We start from the raw sequence: 17,160 nt of genomic DNA, 5'->3' as shown, positions 1-17,160 counted from the left end.
AGCGTCCGCGCCCGAGCCGGTATACCCGGCCCCGTCCGATTTCCCAGCGCAGTGCCTCCGACACCACCTTGGATGCCCTGCCCCGGACTCCAAAGCCGTGCCAGCCCAGGCCTTAGATCATTTCGGTAATGGCCGCCGGTCCATGGACGGCCAGGTGCAGGGTGAGCACGTATCGAAGCTCAATTCCATGCAGTTGTCTGGTCATGGCCGAACATTCCCATGCGGGTCTGACATCGGCCAAGGTTGTCGCTACGAGGCGGGCAGAAGAGTGTCCCCCCGCGCAGATACGCGTGTGGCAGATGTGACTTATCCGGCCAGTGACAACGCGATGCCGTCCAAGATGTCGTGTTCGCTGACGGTCAGCTGGTCGATGCCGGCCCGCTCGCGCAGCTCGCGCGCCAACTCTTCGACCACGATCGCGCCACCGCCGATCACGTCGGCCCGGCCCGGGTGCATCGGCGCCAGCGCGGCCCGCTGCTTGCGAGTCATGCCGATCAGCCGCTGGCAAACCTCGAGCAGATCAGCACCGGGCACCCGCGAAAGATGAATGGCCGCAGCGTCATACGCCGTCATGGACTGCGCCAGCGCGGACAGTGTGGTCATCGTTCCAGCCAGCCCGACCCAGGTCCGGGCCAGCTCCAGCGGCACGGTGCGCAGTGCGGGCTCGAGCCGCTCGCGAACCAGCCGGCGGGCCGTGGACACCTCCTGCAACGTCGGCGGGTCGGAGTGCAAACAGCGTTCGGTCAGCCGGACGCATCCGATGTCCGCCGAGTAGCTGGCAACCACTTCGTGCTCGCCCAGCACGATCTCGGTGGAGCCGCCACCGAGGTCCACGACGACGAAAGGCGCACCGGCGCTGCCTAATTCGCCCACCGCTCCACGGAAGGAGAGCTCGGCCTCCTCGGCGCCGGTAATCACCTCCGCAGCCGAGCCGGGCAGCGCGGCGCCCAACACGTCGGCCGTCATCGCAAAGAAAACGTCGCGATTGACCACATCGCGGGCGGCCGACGTGGCGACCATCCGCACCCGCTCGGCATGGTGAAACGTCAGCAGTTCGGCGTAGTCGGTCAGGGCGGTCCGGGTCCGCGCAATCGCCTCCGGCGCGAACCGACCGGTGGCGTCGACTCCCTGGCCCAGGCGCACTATCCGGGTCTCACGATGCACATCGTGCAGCTCTCCGCGCGCCAACCCGGCTCCCACGTCGGCGATCAGCAAGCGAATCGAGTTGGTACCGCAGTCGATCGCGGCGACCCGGGTTAGCGCCACTGCCCAGCCACCAGGGTCGCGGCCGTCCGTGGCTCGGCGGCCAGTAACGCCAGCGCCTCGTCACCGAATGGGTTCAACCCCGGGCCCTTGGCCAGCGAATGCGCGATCAGCACATGCAGGCACTTGACCCGGTCGGGCATGCCCCCCGCGGAGACCGTTGTCCCGAGCGGCTCGAGAGCGTCACGCTCGGACAGATACGACTCGTGTGCCCGTCGATAGGCGGCGGCCAACTCCGCATCCTGGCCCAGCCGCCGGTTCATCTCGCGCATGAGTCCCGTGGTCTCCAACCTGCTGGCCGCCGCCGTGAGCACCGGATGCGTCAGGTAGTACAGGGTCGGAAACGGCGTGCCGTCGGGCAGTCTCGGCGCAGTTTTCACGACGCCGGGTTCACCATTGGGGCAACGATAGGCGATCGCGAGCACACCCCGGGGTGCACGGCCGAGTTGCCGCGTGACCACCTCCAGATCGGCACGATCAACCACCGGGCTGCTCGGGGTTTGGCGAGGCCGGCGGCAGCGGGCCCGGACGTCCGGGCTCCGGTGCCGGTGGCGCGGCAGGCGGCAGGTGCGGGTCGTCGGCGATCGTGTGCCACAGCGCGGTGTACCAGGGTTCGTTGTTGGTCGCAGTAGCCGCGTCTGACCCCGGTTGCGGCGGCGCCGACGGCGTCGACGGAAGCTGAACCTGAAACGGGATGTCTCCAGGCATCACAAAGCCGAGCCGTTCGCGGGCCTGAGCCGCAATATACGCCGGATCGGCGAGCTTAACCTGCTGTTCCTCCAGGTCCGCGATCTGGCGGCGCAACATGGCCTCGGTCGCAGCCAGTTGTTCCATCTCGGCGCGCTGCGCGAAGTAGGTGCGTACCGGCCCCGCAATGGTCAGCGTCAGCACGCATACAACCGCGGCGAGGATCGCCGCGCGCCGCGCGGTGAACCCCAGCCGCTGTTCGGAGCGCTTCTCGACCGATTCGGTGATCGCCCGTTTGATGGGTTCGACAATGTGCTCATGCGGCGTGCGAGTGGTCTTGCGGCTGGCGTGCGGTGCGGGCGTGGAGGGTTTTGCGGAAGGCTTGGTGGCGCGACCGCCCCGAACCGAGTCGCCGGCCTTCCCCGGGCGCGATGCCGGGGACCGGCGCTTCGATTCGGGCCGTTTCGCTTCGGGCATGTACCTATTTCGTCTCGCACGCGAACCGAGGAAATGCCAGGTCGCCCGCGTAGCGGGCCGCGTCGCCAAGCGCCTCTTCGATCCGCAGCAGCTGGTTGTATTTTGCGACGCGCTCACTGCGAGCAGGCGCGCCCGTCTTGATCTGCCCGCTGCCGATGGCCACCGCGAGGTCGGCGATCATGGTGTCCTCCGTCTCGCCACTGCGGTGACTGATCATCGTGCGGTATCCGCCGTGGTGAGCCAGCGTGACCGCGTCGAGTGTCTCGGTCAACGTCCCGATCTGGTTCACCTTGACCAGCAACGCATTTGCCACGCCCCGTTCGATGCCCTCCTCGAGCCGCTCGGGATTGGTGACAAAGATGTCGTCGCCGACGATTTGCACCCGGTCACCGATCGAGGCCGTCAGCGCGGCCCAGCCGTCCCAATCGTCTTCGGACAGTGGGTCTTCGATCGACACCAGCGGGTAGGCGCCGAGCAGGCCCGCGTAGAACTCGGTCATCTGGTCTGCGGTACGGGTGGTGCCCTCGAAGACGTAGCCGGTGCCGTCGGTGAAGAACTCGGTGGCCGCCGCGTCCAGGGCCAGCGCCACGTCGGCGCCGGGTCGCAAGCCCGCCGACTCGATGGCCCGGCTGATCAGGTCCAACGCCGCGGTGGTGCCGGCCACATCCGGGGCGAAGCCGCCTTCGTCGCCCAGGCCGGTGGACAGCCCCTCCTTTTTCAGGACCGACTTGAGCGCGTGGTACACCTCAGCGCCCCAGCGCAACGCCTCGACGAAGCTGGGCGCGCCAATTGGCGCCACCATGAACTCTTGAATGTCGACAGCGGTATCGGCGTGTGCGCCGCCGTTGAGGATGTTCATCATCGGTACCGGCAGAATGTGCGCGTTTGGCCCCCCGACATAACGGAACAACGGCAGCTCCGCCGAATCCGCCGCCGCCTTGGCAACAGCGAGCGAGACACCCAAGATCGCGTTGCCGCCCAGCCGGGACTTGTCGGGGGTGCCGTCTAGGTCCACCAGCGCCTGGTCGACCAATCGCTGGTCGTCGGCGTTGAGTCCGATGACGGCCGGGCCGATCTCATCAAGAACAGCCTGCACGGCTTTTTGCACGCCTTTGCCGCCGTAGCGATCGCCGCCGTCGCGCAACTCGACGGCCTCGTGCTCCCCGGTCGAGGCGCCCGACGGCACCGCGGCCCGGGCGAATGTCCCGTCGATAAGCGCCACCTCGACCTCCACCGTCGGGTTGCCGCGGGAATCGAGGATCTCTCGGGCCCCAACCTGCTCGATAATCGGCACTGGGTTCTCCTTGCGTCGTAGCTGCTGCACGGACGGTCTTGGGTTGGCTGGCCCCGACCGCTGTTAGCGTAAAGCCTGGGTTAGCGGTTCATCCTGCTACAGCGGATGACCCGCCGCATACGCGGTCGCCCAGTCCCGGACCGCCCGCGCATAGATAACGGAGTTGTTGTAGGCCCTCAGCGCGGTTATCCACCCTCGCGGTGTCGCGAGATCCTTTCCACGCCAGCATAAATAGCCCGCTGCCGAGAGGGCAGCATCATCGATGTTGTCGACGTTGGCGATGCCGTCGTTTCTGGCAGCGACCCCGTACAACCGCCAGGTTTCCGAAATGAACTGCATTGGCCCCATCGCACGCTCCACCGCGGCGTCACCGTCCAGGCCGCCCCCGTCCCTGTCCACGATGCGCAGGGTGCCGCCGGTGCCGTCGAGGCGGACGCCCCGAATCGGGGGGCTTACATCCCCATTGGGCGCAATCGTGGCGCCCCGGTAGGTTCCGTGGTGACTCTCCACCCGCCCGATGCCCGCCAGCGTGGTCCACGCAAGATGACACTTGGGATTCTCGACCTCGGCGACGCGAGCGGCGTAGGCGTAGGCCTCCAGCGCGATGACCGGAATCCCCAATGCCGCAGCACGTTTCTCCGCCCATTCGCGCAACTGATCCGCGGGCCGGCCGCCGGCGTGCGTATCCACCGGCGGCACCGGATCGCCGGGCGGAGGCGGCACGCCGTCGGGGATGAAAAGGCTCAGCTGCCAAGTGCAGCTCGACGCCAACAGCATCGCGGTCGCCCCTATCACGGCGACCGCCCGCAACCAGCGTCTCGGCGACACAACTCTCCCTCGTAGGGCACCTATACCGGCTTCCGTCACGATCATCGTCCCATGGGTTTGTTGACTACCCCGTCGCACTCGGGGCGCTTATCGCATGCCTTTACGTTTCTTGGACCCGCCGCGGGAATCGTTGACAGCAGTTGGCCAATGCGCGAGCCACTCCTGCTCGGTGATCACACCCAGCGGCGTCACATCGAGCTGCTCGGCAACGTTGCTGCCCCGGCGTGCGACGGCAATTGCCCGCTCGGCACAGCGCAGCCTGTCAATAAAGTCCAAAACGGCAGTGCGCAGCGTGTTTTCCGCATCTACGTCAGCTGAAACCGAAACAGAAGTGATCTCATCGGGGATCAGGTGAGCGGGCAGCCCAGCCTTTTGGGCACGCTGAATAACCTTCTGCGCCAGCGCTAATGCCGGCTGGCCCGTATGGACATCGTCGGCTACCGACTTTCGCGCCTTTTCCGAGGCCTTGGCTGCCTCCCATTGCGCCAGTTGATCTTCGAGCGAAATCGATTCGCCCGCAAGTACTCCTGGCGCCCGATTGCCGAGCTTTCGCATCAGTGTGTCGGCGACGTCGTCGATGGTGAACGGCGATTGCGACGCATCCTCAGCGATCCGGGCGTGAAAGAGGACCTGCAGCAAGAGATCACCAAGCTCTTCGCGCAGCTGGTCAACACTGCCGCTGCGGACCGCGTCCAACAGCTCGTAGGTCTCCTCCAGCAGGTATCTGCGCAGCGAGTCGTGAGTCTGCTCACTTTCCCACGGTCCGGCGGTGCGCAGCTTGTCCATCATCGCGACGGCGTCGACGAGTCGTTCGCCACGCTGAGAATCCGGTGCCGAGATCAGCCGGGCACCGGCGGCCAGTCGAGTAATGACAGCAGGATGGTTGGGGTCAGACGACAGCAACACCGGCGCGTCGTTTCCGGCGTGCGCCGAACGAGCCGCTGGTAGCGACCAGGGCACCGCGACCGGCATTTCCTCGGTGTATTGCACCTCGCCGCGCAGGAACTCGATCGCTTCAACAGGCACCAGTGTCGGACGCCGGGGGTCGACCAGGACGACAATCATCACGGTTGTCGCTCCTTAATCGTCGTGTTGCGACCACGGCCGTCTTCGCCTGGCGGGCTAGGGTTCGTTATACCAATATGCTGGCGCGGTTTCCCAGCGAGCGCGCTTATCAAATCGGCCACCATCTGAACCAGCTCGACGTCGCGGATTCGCGGCGCGCCGAGGCCACCGGCTCGCGGAATGGGAACCTGCACGGTGGCCGTCGTGGCACGGTAGTGCGCTCCGGGATACATTCGCTTCAGCCGCACCTGGGCGGAGTCCGGCAGCGTCAACGGGGACAGCCGCACGGTCGCTGCCGACGCCGCCGTCACGTCGGTGATGCCGGAGCCACGGCACAGCAGCCGCAGCCGTGCCACCGCCGCCAGCCGCCGGGCCGGCTCCGGCAGGGCCCCATACCGATCGGTTAGCTCGTCCACAACGGCCGCCACTTCGCGATCAGAGGAGGCGGCCGCCAGCCGCCGGTAGCCCTCCAGCCGCAGCCGATCACTGGCGATGTAGTCCGGTGGCAGGTGCGCGTCAACGGGCAGGTCGATTCGCACATCCTTGGGTTCTTCGGCGGTCCTCACGGTTTGGCCGTCGGCGGCCGCCCGGTACGCGTCCCGGTACGTCTCCAGGGCCTCGCCGACCAACCGCACGTACAGGTCGAATCCGACGCCGGCGACGTGTCCGGACTGCTCGATGCCGAGCACGTTGCCGGCACCGCGGATCTCTAGGTCCTTCAACGCCACGGCCATGCCCGCGCCCAGCTCATTGTTCTGCGCGATCGTCGCCAACCGGTCGTAAGCGGTCTCGGTCAGCGGCACCTGCGGTGGATAGAGGAAATAGGCGTAGCCGCGCTCCCGGCTGCGGCCCACCCGGCCACGCAGCTGGTGCAGCTGGGACAGCCCGAAGGTATCGGCGCGCTCGACGATCAAAGTGTTGGCGTTGGAGATGTCCAGGCCGGTCTCCACGATGGTGGTGCAAACCAGGATGTCATGCTCGCGGTTCCAGAACCGTTGCACGGTGGTCTCCAACAGGTCCTCGGGCATCTGCCCGTGCGCGACCACCACCCGCGCCTCGGGCACCAGCTCACGCACCCGGGCGGCGGCCGCGTCGATCGAGCTGACCCGGTTGTGCACGTAGAACGCCTGCCCGTCGCGCAGCAGCTCCCGGCGCAGCGCCGCGGCGATCTGCTTGTCGTCGTGCGGTCCGACGTAGGTCAGCACCGGGTAGCGCTCCTCGGGCGGCGTCAGGATGGTCGACATCTCGCGAATCCCGGCCAGGCTCATCTCCAACGTGCGCGGGATCGGGGTGGCGCTCATGGTCAGCACGTCGACATGGGTGCGCAGTGACTTGATGTGCTCCTTGTGCTCGACGCCGAACCGCTGCTCCTCGTCGACCACCACCAGGCCCAGATCCTTCCAGCGCACCCCGGTCTGCAGCAGCCGATGGGTGCCGATCACGATGTCCACCGACCCGTCGGCCAGGCCGTCGATCACGGCGCGGGACTCGGCGGCGTCGGTGAACCGCGACAGACCCTTGATGGTCACCGGGAATCCGGACATTCGCTCGCCGAACGTCTGCAGATGCTGGTCGGCCAGCAGCGTGGTGGGCACCAGCACCGCGACCTGTTTACCGTCTTGGACCGCCTTGAACGCCGCCCGCACCGCGATCTCGGTCTTGCCGTAGCCGACATCGCCGCAGATCACCCGGTCCATCGGGATCGGCTTTTCCATGTCCGCCTTGACCTCTTCGATGGCGGTGAGCTGGTCCACGGTCTCGGTGAAGCCGAACGCGTCCTCCAGCTCGGCCTGCCACGGCGTGTCCGGCGAGAACGCATGCCCGGGGCTGGCCTGCCGTTTGGCGTACAGCGAGACCAGCTCGCCCGCGATCTCGCGCACCGCGCGGCGCGCCTTGGTCTTGGTGTTGGCCCAGTCGCTGCCGCCCAGCCGGCTCAGCGCCGGCGCCTGCCCGCCGACATACCGCGACAGCTGGTCCAGCGAATCCATCGGGACATAGAGCTTGTCAGTATTTTTCGCCCCGCCACCCCTCTTGGCCGAGGCATACTCCAGCACCAGATACTCCCGGCGGGCGCCCCCGACCGTGCGCTCGACCATCTCCACGAACCGGCCGATGCCGTGCTGATCGTGCACCACCAGGTCACCGGCCGTCAGCGCCAGCGGGTCGACGATGTTGCGCCGCTTGGCCGCCAGCCGCTTGCCCTCGGCGGCGCTGACCCGGCTGCCGGTCAAATCGGTCTCGGTGATGACGACCAGGTTGGCGCCGGGAATGATGACGCCGTCACGCAGCGGGCCCTGGAGCACCCCGACGACTCCCGGCTTGGGCGCCTGGCCGGGATCGAGCATCCCCGCGGGGGTGTCGGACTCGGACAGCCGTTCCACCACGCGGTGTGCGGTTCCGGTGCCCGGCGCGACCAGCGCGGCGTACCCGCCGGTCGCGATGTGGGCACGTAGCATCGCGAAGATTTCGTCGATGTCACGCTGGTGCCCGCGCGCCGACGGCGCGGCCCGAACGTCCAACTCGATCGCCGACTCGTCGGACAATTGGCTCAACGTCCACCACGGATGACCCGTTCGGGCCGCCGCGGCCCGCACCTGGTCCAGTTCGACGAACCCCGACCCACCCAGTTGTTCGACGTCGACGGGGGCTTGATTTTCTGCAGTTCCCAGCGCCGCGACCGACCACGAGGCTTCCAGGAATTCACGGCCAGTCCTGATCAGATCCGCGGCGCGGGTGCGCACCTTTTCCGGGTCGCACACCAACACCGGCGTGCCGTCGGGCAGCTGATCGGTCAGCAACGCGTGCCCGTCGGACCAGAGCACCGGCAACAGCGCCTCCATGCCGTCGACCGCGATGCCCTCGGCGAGCTTCGCCAGCATGTCGGAAGCACTGCCGGTGACGGTGCTCTCGGCCGCGGGATGCCGTGCGGCCAGTTGGGCGGCCCGCGCCCGCACGTCCTCGCTCAGCAGCAGTTCACGGCAGGCGAAGGCAACCAGTGTGTGAATGTCGATCTCCGGAATCGAGCGCTGGTCGGCTACCGAGAACATCCGCATCTCGGTGATCTCGTCGCCCCAGAACTCGACCCGCACCGGATGTTCGGCCGTCGGGGCAAAGATGTCCAGAATCCCGCCGCGCACAGCGAACTCGCCGCGCCGGCCGACCATATCCACCCGGGTATATGCCAGCTCGACCAGCCGCGCCACCACGCCGTCGAAGGGGGATTCGTCGCCAACGGTCAGCGTGAGGGGCTCCATCATGCCCAGCTGCGGCGTCATGGGCTGCAGCAGCGAGCGCACCGAGGTCACCACTACCCCCAGCGGTGGGCCCAGCCGGGCATCGTCGGGGTGGGCCAGCCGGCGCAGCGCCATCAGGCGAGTGCCGACGGTGTCAACACCGGGTGAGAGCCGTTCGTGCGGCAGTGTCTCCCAGGACGGCAACAACGCCACCGCATCCCCGAACACACCACGCAGTTCGGCGGCCAGGTCGTCGGCTTCCCGCCCGGTGGCGGTGACCACCAGCAATGGCCCCTGCCGAGCCAGCGCACTGGCGACCAACAGCCGCGCGCTGGCCGGCGCGATGAGCGTCAATTCGTCGGGTCGACCCCCGGCGCGCTGCATGAGCTGTTGGAATGTCGGCGCGCTCAGCGCCAATTCGACGAGCCCCGCGATCGGGGTATCTGAGCAGGCAGGCCCCGGTGCGGTCATGATGCGGCCATTCTAGGGCGCCGAGGTTAGTCAACATTGGGCCCGGCTTCCCCGCCCGCTACTCGTCCTGTAGCCGCGGATCGGCCTCCAGGTGGGTCAGGCCATTCCAGACCAGGTTGACCAGGTGCGCGGCCACCACTTCCTTCTTCGGTTCGCGCGCATCGAGCCACCATTGCGCCGTCATCGACACCGAACCCACCAATGCTTGCGCATACAGCGGTGCCAGGTCCGGGTCCAGGCCGCGCCGGGCGAAGTCTCCAGCCAGAATCGAGCTGACCTGGCTGACGGCGTCGTTGAGCAGGCTGGAATAGGTGCCCGAGCTGATCGAGGCCGGCGAATCGCGAATCATGATGCGGAAACCGTCGGTGCGTTCCTCGACGTAGGTCAGCAACGCCAGCGCGACCCGCTCCACCCGCACCCGGGATCGGTTGTTGGTCAGCGACGAGGTGATTCCGTCCAGCAGCGCCGACATCTCCCGGTCAACCACCACCGCGTACAGGCCCTCCTTGCCACCGAAATGCTCGTAGACGACCGGCTTGGACACGTTGGCGCGCTGCGCGATCTCTTCGATCGACGTCCCGTCGTAACCGCGTTCGGCAAACAGCGATCGCGCGATGCCGATGAGCTGGTGACGGCGCTCGGTCCCCGTCATCCTGGCGCGCGTCACCCGCGTCGGGTTTTCCGGCGCCTTATCCGGCCCTTTATCCGGTCCGGCCACATCAACAAGGGTATCGGTTTGCGTGGGGCCGGTGGGTAGACGGCGACAGCGTTGACTGTGCTGACGGCGTTGACACCGTCTAAAGTCACATCGATGTGCAATCCGTCGTGGTGTAATCGGCAGCACCTCTGATTTTGGTTCAGATAGTTCAGGTTCGAGTCCTGGCGACGGAGCTTCAAGGAGGGTTGATGACGTTTCCTGGTGACACCGCGGTCCTGGTCCTAGCGGCCGGGCCCGGGACCCGGATGCGTTCGGACACCCCCAAGGTGCTGCACACACTCGCCGGTCGCAGCATGCTGTCGCATGTACTGCATGCGATCGCCAAGCTGGCGCCGCAGCGTCTAATCGTGGTGCTGGGACACGATCACCAGCGCATCGCGCCGCTAGTCGGTGAACTCGCCGACACCCTAGGCCGAACGATCGACGTCGCCCTGCAGGATCGACCGCTAGGGACCGGGCATGCGGTACTCTGCGGGCTGTCCGCGCTGCCCGATGACTACGCCGGCAACGTCGTGGTCACCTCGGGAGATACCCCGATGCTGGACGCCGACACGCTGGCCGACTTGATCGCCACCCACCGCGCGGTGTCGGCTGCGGTGACGGTGCTGACCACGACGCTGGATGATCCCTTCGGCTACGGCCGCATCCTGCGCACCCAGGATCACGAAGTCATGGCGATCGTGGAGCAAACCGACGCGACACCATCGCAGCGGGAAATCCGCGAAGTCAACGCCGGCGTCTACGCCTTCGACATCGCCGCGCTGCGGTCCGCACTGAGCCGGCTGAGCTCCAACAACGCCCAACAGGAGCTCTACCTCACCGACGTCATCGCCATCTTGCGCTCCGACGGCCAGACCGTACATGCCAGCCACGTCGACGACAGCGCGTTGGTGGCCGGCGTCAACAATCGCGTCCAGCTGGCCGAGCTGGCCTCCGAACTCAACCGGCGGGTGGTGGCCGCTCACCAGCTGGCCGGCGTCACCGTCGTCGACCCGGCTACCACCTGGATCGACGTCGACGTCACCATCGGCCGCGACACCGTCATTCACCCGGGTACCCAGTTGCTGGGCCGCACCCAGATCGGCGGTCGCTGTGTCGTCGGTCCCGACACCACCCTGACCGACGTCGCCGTCGGCGACGGTGCCTCGGTGGTGCGCACCCACGGTTCGTCGTCGTCGATTGGGGATGGCGCCGCGGTCGGGCCCTTCACCTACCTGCGGCCCGGAACCGCGTTGGGCGCCGACGGCAAGCTGGGCGCGTTCGTCGAGGTCAAGAACTCCACCATCGGCACCGGCACCAAGGTGCCGCACCTGACCTACGTCGGCGACGCCGACATCGGCGAGTACAGCAACATCGGCGCCTCCAGCGTGTTCGTCAACTACGACGGTACGTCCAAACGGCGCACCACCGTCGGTTCGCACGTACGGACCGGGTCCGACACCATGTTCGTGGCCCCAGTAACCATCGGCGACGGCGCGTATACCGGGGCCGGCACAGTGGTGCGGGAGGATGTCCCGCCGGGGGCGCTGGCAGTGTCGGCGGGTCCGCAACGCAACATCGAGAACTGGGTGCAGCGCAAACGCCCCGGCAGCCCAGCGGCTCAGGCCTCAAAAAGAGCCTCAGAAATGGCCTGCCAACAGCCCACACAACCACCCGACGCTGATCAGACACCGTGAAGTCGCATCCCGGCTACCCGGCGACAAATCCGGGCGGTGCGCTACGTACCATGGGTAATCCAATTCGATCCCAAACGGCGAGGGCAGCGCGTTGAGCCACGACTGGACCGATAATCGCAAAAACCTGATGCTCTTTGCCGGCCGCGCCCATCCGGAGCTGGCCGAGCAGGTAGCCAAAGAGCTCGACGTCCACGTCACCTCTCAGGACGCGCGGGAGTTCGCCAACGGCGAGATCTTCGTGCGCTTCCACGAATCGGTACGCGGTTGCGACGCCTTCGTCCTGCAATCCTGCCCGGCACCGGTGAACAGGTGGCTGATGGAACAGCTGATCATGATCGACGCGCTCAAACGGGGCAGCGCCAAACGGATCACCGCCGTCATGCCGTTCTATCCGTATGCCCGGCAAGACAAGAAACACCGTGGCCGCGAACCGATCTCCGCGCGACTGATCGCCGACCTGCTCAAGACCGCGGGCGCCGACCGGATCGTGACGGTCGACCTGCACACCGACCAGATCCAGGGTTTCTTCGACGGGCCGGTCGATCATATGCGGGGTCAGAACCTGCTGACCGGTTACATCAGAGACAACTACCCGGACGGCAACATGGTGGTCGTCTCCCCTGACTCCGGCCGGGTACGCATCGCCGAGAAGTGGGCCGACGCATTAGGTGGTGTTCCCCTCGCCTTCATCCACAAGACCCGTGATCCGCGGGTACCCAACCAAGTGGTGTCCAACCGCGTCGTCGGCGACGTGGCCGGGCGCACCTGTGTCCTGATTGACGACATGATCGACACCGGCGGCACCATCGCCGGCGCGGTGGCATTGCTGCACAACGACGGCGCCGGTGACGTGATCATCGCGGCAACCCACGGCGTGCTCTCCGACCCCGCTGCGCAGCGGCTGGCCTCCTGCGGCGCCCGCGAAGTGATCGTCACGAACACGCTCCCGATCGGCGAAGACAAGCGCTTCCCCCAGCTCACCGTTTTGTCCATCGCGCCGCTGCTGGCCAGCACAATCCGGGCGGTCTTCGAAAACGGCTCAGTAACAGGACTTTTCGACGGGGACGCATAGATGGCAGCCGTCATCCTTGAGGGCATCCGGCGGGCTTGGCCGGTCGACGCTGTCCGCAAGATTCTGTGAGACCCTTGGCGGTCGCGGTCGCGGTAGCCACGCTGGCAATGTCAGCGGTCGCTTGCGGACCGAAATCGCCTGACTTCCAGTCGATTTTGTCCACGAGCCCAACCACCAGCGCCGTCTCGACCACGACGGAAGTGCCGGTCCCGCTGTGGAAGTATCTGGAAAGCGTCGGCGTCACCGGAGAGCCGGTGGCACCGAGCAGCCTGACCGACCTGACCGTGTCGATTCCGACACCACCGGGCTGGGCACCGATGAAAAATCCGAACATCACCCCGAACACGGAGATGATCGCCAAGGGCGAAAGCTATCCAACGGCCATGCTCATGGTGTTCAAGCTGCACCGGGACTTCGATATCGCCGAAGCGCTCAAGCATGGCACTGCCGATGCCCGGCTGTCGACGAACTTCACCGAATTGGACTCCTCGACGGCAGACTTCAACGGGTTTCCGTCCTCGATGATTCAGGGCAGTTATGACCTGCACGGCAGGCGACTGCACACCTGGAACCGGATCGTCTTCCCAACCGGCGCACCGCCGGCCAAGCAGCGCTACCTGGTGCAGCTCACCATCACGAGTCTGGCCAACGAGGCCGTCAAGCACGCTTCCGACATCGAGGCGATCATCGCCGGATTCGTCGTCGCGGCAAAGTAATTGTCCGCACGGTTGGGGCACAGCTATCCGAGCAGCTCACAAGGATCGAATTTCCCCAATGCAGTAGCCATGGGTTAGCCTAGCCGGGCGTCACGGCGAGGGTGGTCGGCGGTCTACAGCAGGCCGGCAGAACACCGTTATCGACGGAGGCCGACAAGCTGTCGCGACCCTGGCCGTGCCCCCAAACGAGGTAACCGAGCCACCCAGGAGCGACATATGGCCAAATCCGCAAGCAACCAGCTGCGCGTCACGGTGCGTACCGAGACCGGCAAGGGCGCGTCCCGGCGGGCCCGGCGCGCCGGCAAGATACCCGCTGTGCTGTATGGCCACGGCGCCGAGCCACAGCACCTGGAGCTGCCCGGACACGACTATGCGGCCGTACTGCGGCATTCCGGCACCAACGCGGTGCTGACCCTCGACATCGCCGGTAAGGAACAGCTGGCACTGACCAAGGCACTTCATATCCATCCGATCCGCCGCACCATCCAGCATGCCGACCTACTGGTCGTGCGCCGTGGCGAGAAGGTCGTCGTCGAAGTCAGCGTGGTCGTCGAGGGCCAGGCCGGACCCGACACCCTGGTCACCCAAGAGACCAACAGCATCGAGATCGAGGCCGAGGCGCTGTCGATTCCCGAGCAGTTGACCGTGTCCATCGAAGGTGCCGAACCAGGCACCCAGCTCACCGCCGGGCAGATCGCGCTGCCGGCCGGTGTCAGCCTGATTTCTGACCCTGATCTGTTGGTGGTCAACGTGGTGAAGGCGCCAACCGCCGAGGAGCTGGAGGGCGAAGTCGCAGGAGCCGAGGAAGCCGAGGAAGCCGCGGTAGAAGCCGGCGAAGCCGAGGCCGCTGGCGAGTCCGAGTAGACGGCTTGCGACATGGCCGAGCCGTTGCTCGTGGTCGGCCTCGGCAACCCTGGAGCCAATTACGCCCGTACCCGGCACAACCTCGGGTTCGTGGTCGCCGATCTGCTCGCCGCGCGACTAGGCGCGAAGTTCAAGGCACACAAGCGTTCCGGCGCCGAAGTCGCCACTGGTAGATCAGCCGGGCGCTCCCTGGTTTTGGCCAAGCCGCGCTGCTACATGAACGAGTCCGGCCGCCAGATAGGGCCGCTGGCGAAGTTCTACTCGGTGGCGCCGGCCAACATCATCGTCATCCACGACGACCTTGACCTCGAGTTCGGCCGCATCCGGCTCAAGATCGGCGGCGGCGAAGGCGGCCACAACGGGTTGCGCTCGGTGGTGGCCGCGCTGGGTACCAAAGACTTTCAGCGGGTGCGTATCGGGATCGGCCGCCCGCCCGGCCGCAAGGACCCGGCGGCGTTTGTGTTGGAGAACTTTACCCCGGCCGAGCGCGCCGAGGTCCCCACGATCTGCGAGCAGGCCGCCGATGCCACCGAGCTGCTTATCGAACAGGGCATGGAGCCCGCACAAAACCGCGTCCACGCCTGGTAACGACCCGCGTGAGCAGACGCAAAATCCCCTCGCAACCGGCGTGTCGAGGGGATTTTGCGTCTGCTCGCCGGCCTTAGGTGACCAGGGTGACGGAGTTGGCCCGACGCAGCTTGCCCGACGGCGTCTTCGGAATGGTCCCGGGTCCAAGAACCACGACGTTGCGAGGCCGCACGTCGACCTCGGCAACCACCTCGTGGGCCACTTGATGCTCGATGCGACGAACCTCGGCGGGATCCTCGAAGGCGTTCGACTCGACCGCGACGGCAAAGGATTCTCGCGAATGTCCGGCATCGAGACGCACGGCCACCGCGCAACCCGGACGAACGCCGTCGACGCGGCCGGCCGCCCGCTCGATGTCGGTCGGGTAAATATTGCGCCCGGCCATGATGATGACATCCTTGACGCGGCCACATACCACCACGTGGCCCTCCTCGGTGAGGTAGCCGAGGTCGCCCGTGTCGTACCAGCCATGCTCGTCTTGGGCCGGGATGAAGCCACCCATAGTCAGGTAGCCGGGAGTTAGCGACTCGCCGCGCAGCTCGATGACACCCACGCCGCGGGCGGGCATGACATCGCCCTGTTCGTCGATGATGCGGGCCTCTAGGTCCTGCAGCAGCGGACCTAGCGTGGCCAGCCTGCGGGTATTGCCTTTGGTGGCGGGAACGGCCCGGCGCAGAGCCGCCAGCAGGTCGGCGTCAACCTCGTCCACGACGAGGCCGGCGTTGCACTCCGAGAAGGACACCGCCAGCGTGGTCTCGGCCATGCCGTAGGCCGGCAGGATCGCTGAGGGCCTCAGGCCGAACGGCTTGCCCGCGTCGAGCAGGTCCTCGACGTCGGCGGGTTCGACGGGCTCGGCGCCGGACAGCGCGAAGCGTAGGGTCGACAGATCGAAGTCGCCGGGCTTGGCCTGGCGCCGCAACCGCTTGGCGAGCAGCGCGTAGGCGAAGTTGGGCGCCGCGGTCATGGTGCCCTGGTACTTGTCGATGAGCTTCGCCCACAGCAGCGTGTCGCGCAGGAAGTCCATTGGCGTGACCTTGACCAGCTCCGCACCGAAGAACATCGGGATAGTCAAGAAGCCCACCATGCCCATGTCATGGAAGCAGGGCAACCAGCTGACCATGACGTCCTTGTCGACGTCATACTGGGCGCCGACGAACATTGCCTCGGCGTTGGAGTAGATGTTGCGGTGGGTGATCTGGACGGCTTTAGGGGAGCCGGTAGATCCGGACGTCAGCTGCATCAACGCCAGGTCGTCCTCGCCGACCTCGATGGGGTCGATCGGATCCGACGCCAAAAGGTCAGCGACGGTAAGGACCTGAATGCCTTTCTGCTCAAGGATGGGAATGGCCACGAGGAAGGGCTCGGAGACGATCACGGCCTTGGCCTCGATCATGCCGATGACGGTCATGGTGTCCTCGGCCCACACGGCCAAGTCGGTGCGCGGTGTGGGCTGGTGCAGCATGGTCAGGCTGGCCCCGCGCATCCACAGGGCCTGCGCCGTGGGGGCGATCTCCACCGGGAAGCCGGCCAGCACCCCAACAACGTCACCAAGACCGACACCCGCGGCGGCCAGGCCGCCCGCGATGCAACGAGCACGCTCATGGACCTCGCCCCAGGTGTGGCGGACGGGCATGTGCGGTTCACCTGTGACCATGCCCGTCGTCGCGGTGCGGGCATTGTGGAACATCTTCTCGGTGAACCTGCTCAAGGCAACCTCCTCGGTTCCGGTGCTGTCCCCAAGGTCCGGGTTTTCATGGTCCGCCTACCGGATGCCACATCGCGACAGGCGCGCGCACACAGTTGGGGAGCGGTTGGGTCTCGGTTCGGTGATGAGCCCACGACCCAACACCGCGGATTATCTTAAGCAACTCTTAAGTAGCTGCCAAACTCTGCCGAGGTTTGAGGGCGATGTCACAGCTTGGTCACAGCCTTTGCCGTACTCCCCGCGGTGAACTGCGAGGATTCCCGTGCCGACGGGTTGTCTCGATGGCCGTTGATGCAGCTATCGCCGTGAGCTGGCCGGTAGCGGAGGTTCTCGCCGAGCGGCTCTGTCGCATCATGGTATGGCTTTTGCGCCTGGCTTTGATGCGCGCCACCGACCTCCGCGAGGGCGGATGCCTGCGGCCCTACCGCTGGCATGCTGGTGCGCCAGCCGATCGACCCACCGGCCTCGGCACGCGCGGATACCCCTGGCCGCCCGAGGCATGC

General features: G+C 66.5%; 14 protein-coding genes, 1 tRNA gene and 1 pseudogene. 6 read left to right on the top strand and 10 right to left on the bottom strand.

The genetic code is table 11. From position 1 onward, the window contains the following. Positions 1–306: 306 nt before the first annotated feature. The 8 genes from ppx2 to MCAN_RS05370 form a co-directional block, all read right to left on the bottom strand. Positions 307–1,266, bottom strand: a complete 960-nt coding sequence (gene ppx2, locus MCAN_RS05405; RefSeq protein ID WP_003405299.1) for an exopolyphosphatase Ppx2 — start codon at positions 1,264–1,266, stop codon at positions 307–309. Beyond that, positions 1,257–1,748: a DUF501 domain-containing protein gene (locus MCAN_RS05400; protein WP_003405296.1), complete on the bottom strand. Its 492-nt coding sequence runs from the start codon at positions 1,746–1,748 to the stop codon at positions 1,257–1,259. The genes ppx2 and MCAN_RS05400 overlap by 10 nt, the downstream gene beginning before the upstream one ends. Next, positions 1,741–2,427: an FtsB family cell division protein gene (locus MCAN_RS05395; protein ID WP_014000556.1), complete on the bottom strand. Its 687-nt coding sequence runs from the start codon at positions 2,425–2,427 to the stop codon at positions 1,741–1,743. The genes MCAN_RS05400 and MCAN_RS05395 overlap by 8 nt, the downstream gene beginning before the upstream one ends. 4 nt (positions 2,428–2,431) lie before the next feature. Further along, positions 2,432–3,721 carry a phosphopyruvate hydratase gene (gene eno, locus MCAN_RS05390; protein ID WP_003405290.1) on the bottom strand — a complete coding sequence of 430 codons (1,290 nt, stop codon included), beginning with the start codon at positions 3,719–3,721 and terminating at the stop codon, positions 2,432–2,434. Positions 3,722–3,817: 96 nt separating this feature from the next. Continuing rightward, positions 3,818–4,549, bottom strand: coding sequence for a lytic transglycosylase domain-containing protein (locus MCAN_RS05385; RefSeq protein ID WP_003405288.1), 732 nt, complete (start codon positions 4,547–4,549; stop codon positions 3,818–3,820). A gap of 87 nt (positions 4,550–4,636) precedes the next feature. Next, on the bottom strand, positions 4,637–5,614 hold the full coding sequence (locus MCAN_RS05380) for a nucleoside triphosphate pyrophosphohydrolase (protein ID WP_003405276.1): 978 nt from the start codon (positions 5,612–5,614) through the stop codon (positions 4,637–4,639). Next, positions 5,614–9,318: a transcription-repair coupling factor gene (mfd, locus tag MCAN_RS05375; protein ID WP_014000555.1), complete on the bottom strand. Its 3,705-nt coding sequence runs from the start codon at positions 9,316–9,318 to the stop codon at positions 5,614–5,616. The genes MCAN_RS05380 and mfd overlap by 1 nt, the downstream gene beginning before the upstream one ends. A 58-nt stretch (positions 9,319–9,376) precedes the next feature. After that, positions 9,377–9,970: a TetR/AcrR family transcriptional regulator gene (locus MCAN_RS05370; RefSeq protein ID WP_003405271.1), complete on the bottom strand. Its 594-nt coding sequence runs from the start codon at positions 9,968–9,970 to the stop codon at positions 9,377–9,379. Between the two features lie 167 nt (positions 9,971–10,137). Between MCAN_RS05370 and MCAN_RS05365 the strand changes: the two genes are divergently transcribed. The 6 genes from MCAN_RS05365 to pth all read left to right on the top strand — a co-directional run bounded on the left by MCAN_RS05365 (position 10,138) and on the right by pth (position 14,952). Then, positions 10,138–10,209 (top strand) — tRNA-Gln (locus MCAN_RS05365). A gap of 15 nt (positions 10,210–10,224) precedes the next feature. Next, complete coding sequence (gene glmU / locus MCAN_RS05360; protein WP_014000554.1) at positions 10,225–11,712, top strand: bifunctional UDP-N-acetylglucosamine diphosphorylase/glucosamine-1-phosphate N-acetyltransferase GlmU; 1,488 nt, start codon at positions 10,225–10,227, stop codon at positions 11,710–11,712. 91 nt (positions 11,713–11,803) lie between these two features. After that, positions 11,804–12,784, top strand: a complete 981-nt coding sequence (locus tag MCAN_RS05355; RefSeq protein WP_003405263.1) for a ribose-phosphate diphosphokinase — start codon at positions 11,804–11,806, stop codon at positions 12,782–12,784. 107 nt (positions 12,785–12,891) lie between these two features. Then, on the top strand, positions 12,892–13,500 hold the full coding sequence (locus MCAN_RS05350; RefSeq protein ID WP_042507738.1) for an LpqN/LpqT family lipoprotein: 609 nt from the start codon (positions 12,892–12,894) through the stop codon (positions 13,498–13,500). Between the two features lie 216 nt (positions 13,501–13,716). Continuing rightward, positions 13,717–14,364: a 50S ribosomal protein L25/general stress protein Ctc gene (locus tag MCAN_RS05345; RefSeq protein WP_003405254.1), complete on the top strand. Its 648-nt coding sequence runs from the start codon at positions 13,717–13,719 to the stop codon at positions 14,362–14,364. Positions 14,365–14,376: 12 nt separating this feature from the next. Beyond that, positions 14,377–14,952 carry an aminoacyl-tRNA hydrolase gene (gene pth / locus MCAN_RS05340; protein ID WP_003405251.1) on the top strand — a complete coding sequence of 192 codons (576 nt, stop codon included), beginning with the start codon at positions 14,377–14,379 and terminating at the stop codon, positions 14,950–14,952. A 73-nt stretch (positions 14,953–15,025) separates the two neighbouring features. Here pth and MCAN_RS05335 read toward each other — a convergent pair whose 3' ends face one another. Further along, positions 15,026–16,660, bottom strand: a complete 1,635-nt coding sequence (locus tag MCAN_RS05335) for a fatty acyl-AMP ligase (protein ID WP_014000553.1) — start codon at positions 16,658–16,660, stop codon at positions 15,026–15,028. 203 nt (positions 16,661–16,863) lie between these two features. After that, a pseudogene (locus MCAN_RS23435) lies at positions 16,864–17,158 on the bottom strand (hypothetical protein). Between the last annotated feature and the right edge of the window lie 2 nt (positions 17,159–17,160).

Source organism: Mycobacterium canetti CIPT 140010059, assembly GCF_000253375.1.
In the GTDB taxonomy this organism is placed as follows: Bacteria; Actinomycetota; Actinomycetes; order Mycobacteriales; family Mycobacteriaceae; genus Mycobacterium; species Mycobacterium tuberculosis.
The sequence above is the reverse complement of the archived record's forward strand: the minus strand, read 5'-3'. Positions and strand labels throughout refer to the sequence as shown.

What these genes read in the sequence shown, in the direction of transcription:
- MCAN_RS05380 (WP_003405276.1), bottom strand. Translation starts at nt 5,614, where the DNA reads ATGATTGTCGTCCTGGTCGACCCCCGGCGTCCGACACTGGTGCCTGTT.
- MCAN_RS05345 (WP_003405254.1), top strand. Translation starts at nt 13,717, where the DNA reads ATGGCCAAATCCGCAAGCAACCAGCTGCGCGTCACGGTGCGTACCGAG.
- glmU (WP_014000554.1), top strand. Translation starts at nt 10,225, where the DNA reads ATGACGTTTCCTGGTGACACCGCGGTCCTGGTCCTAGCGGCCGGGCCC.
- MCAN_RS05350 (WP_042507738.1), top strand. Translation starts at nt 12,892, where the DNA reads ATGTCAGCGGTCGCTTGCGGACCGAAATCGCCTGACTTCCAGTCGATT.
- pth (WP_003405251.1), top strand. Translation starts at nt 14,377, where the DNA reads ATGGCCGAGCCGTTGCTCGTGGTCGGCCTCGGCAACCCTGGAGCCAAT.
- mfd (WP_014000555.1), bottom strand. Translation starts at nt 9,318, where the DNA reads ATGACCGCACCGGGGCCTGCCTGCTCAGATACCCCGATCGCGGGGCTC.
- MCAN_RS05395 (WP_014000556.1), bottom strand. Translation starts at nt 2,427, where the DNA reads ATGCCCGAAGCGAAACGGCCCGAATCGAAGCGCCGGTCCCCGGCATCG.
- MCAN_RS05370 (WP_003405271.1), bottom strand. Translation starts at nt 9,970, where the DNA reads ATGACGGGGACCGAGCGCCGTCACCAGCTCATCGGCATCGCGCGATCG.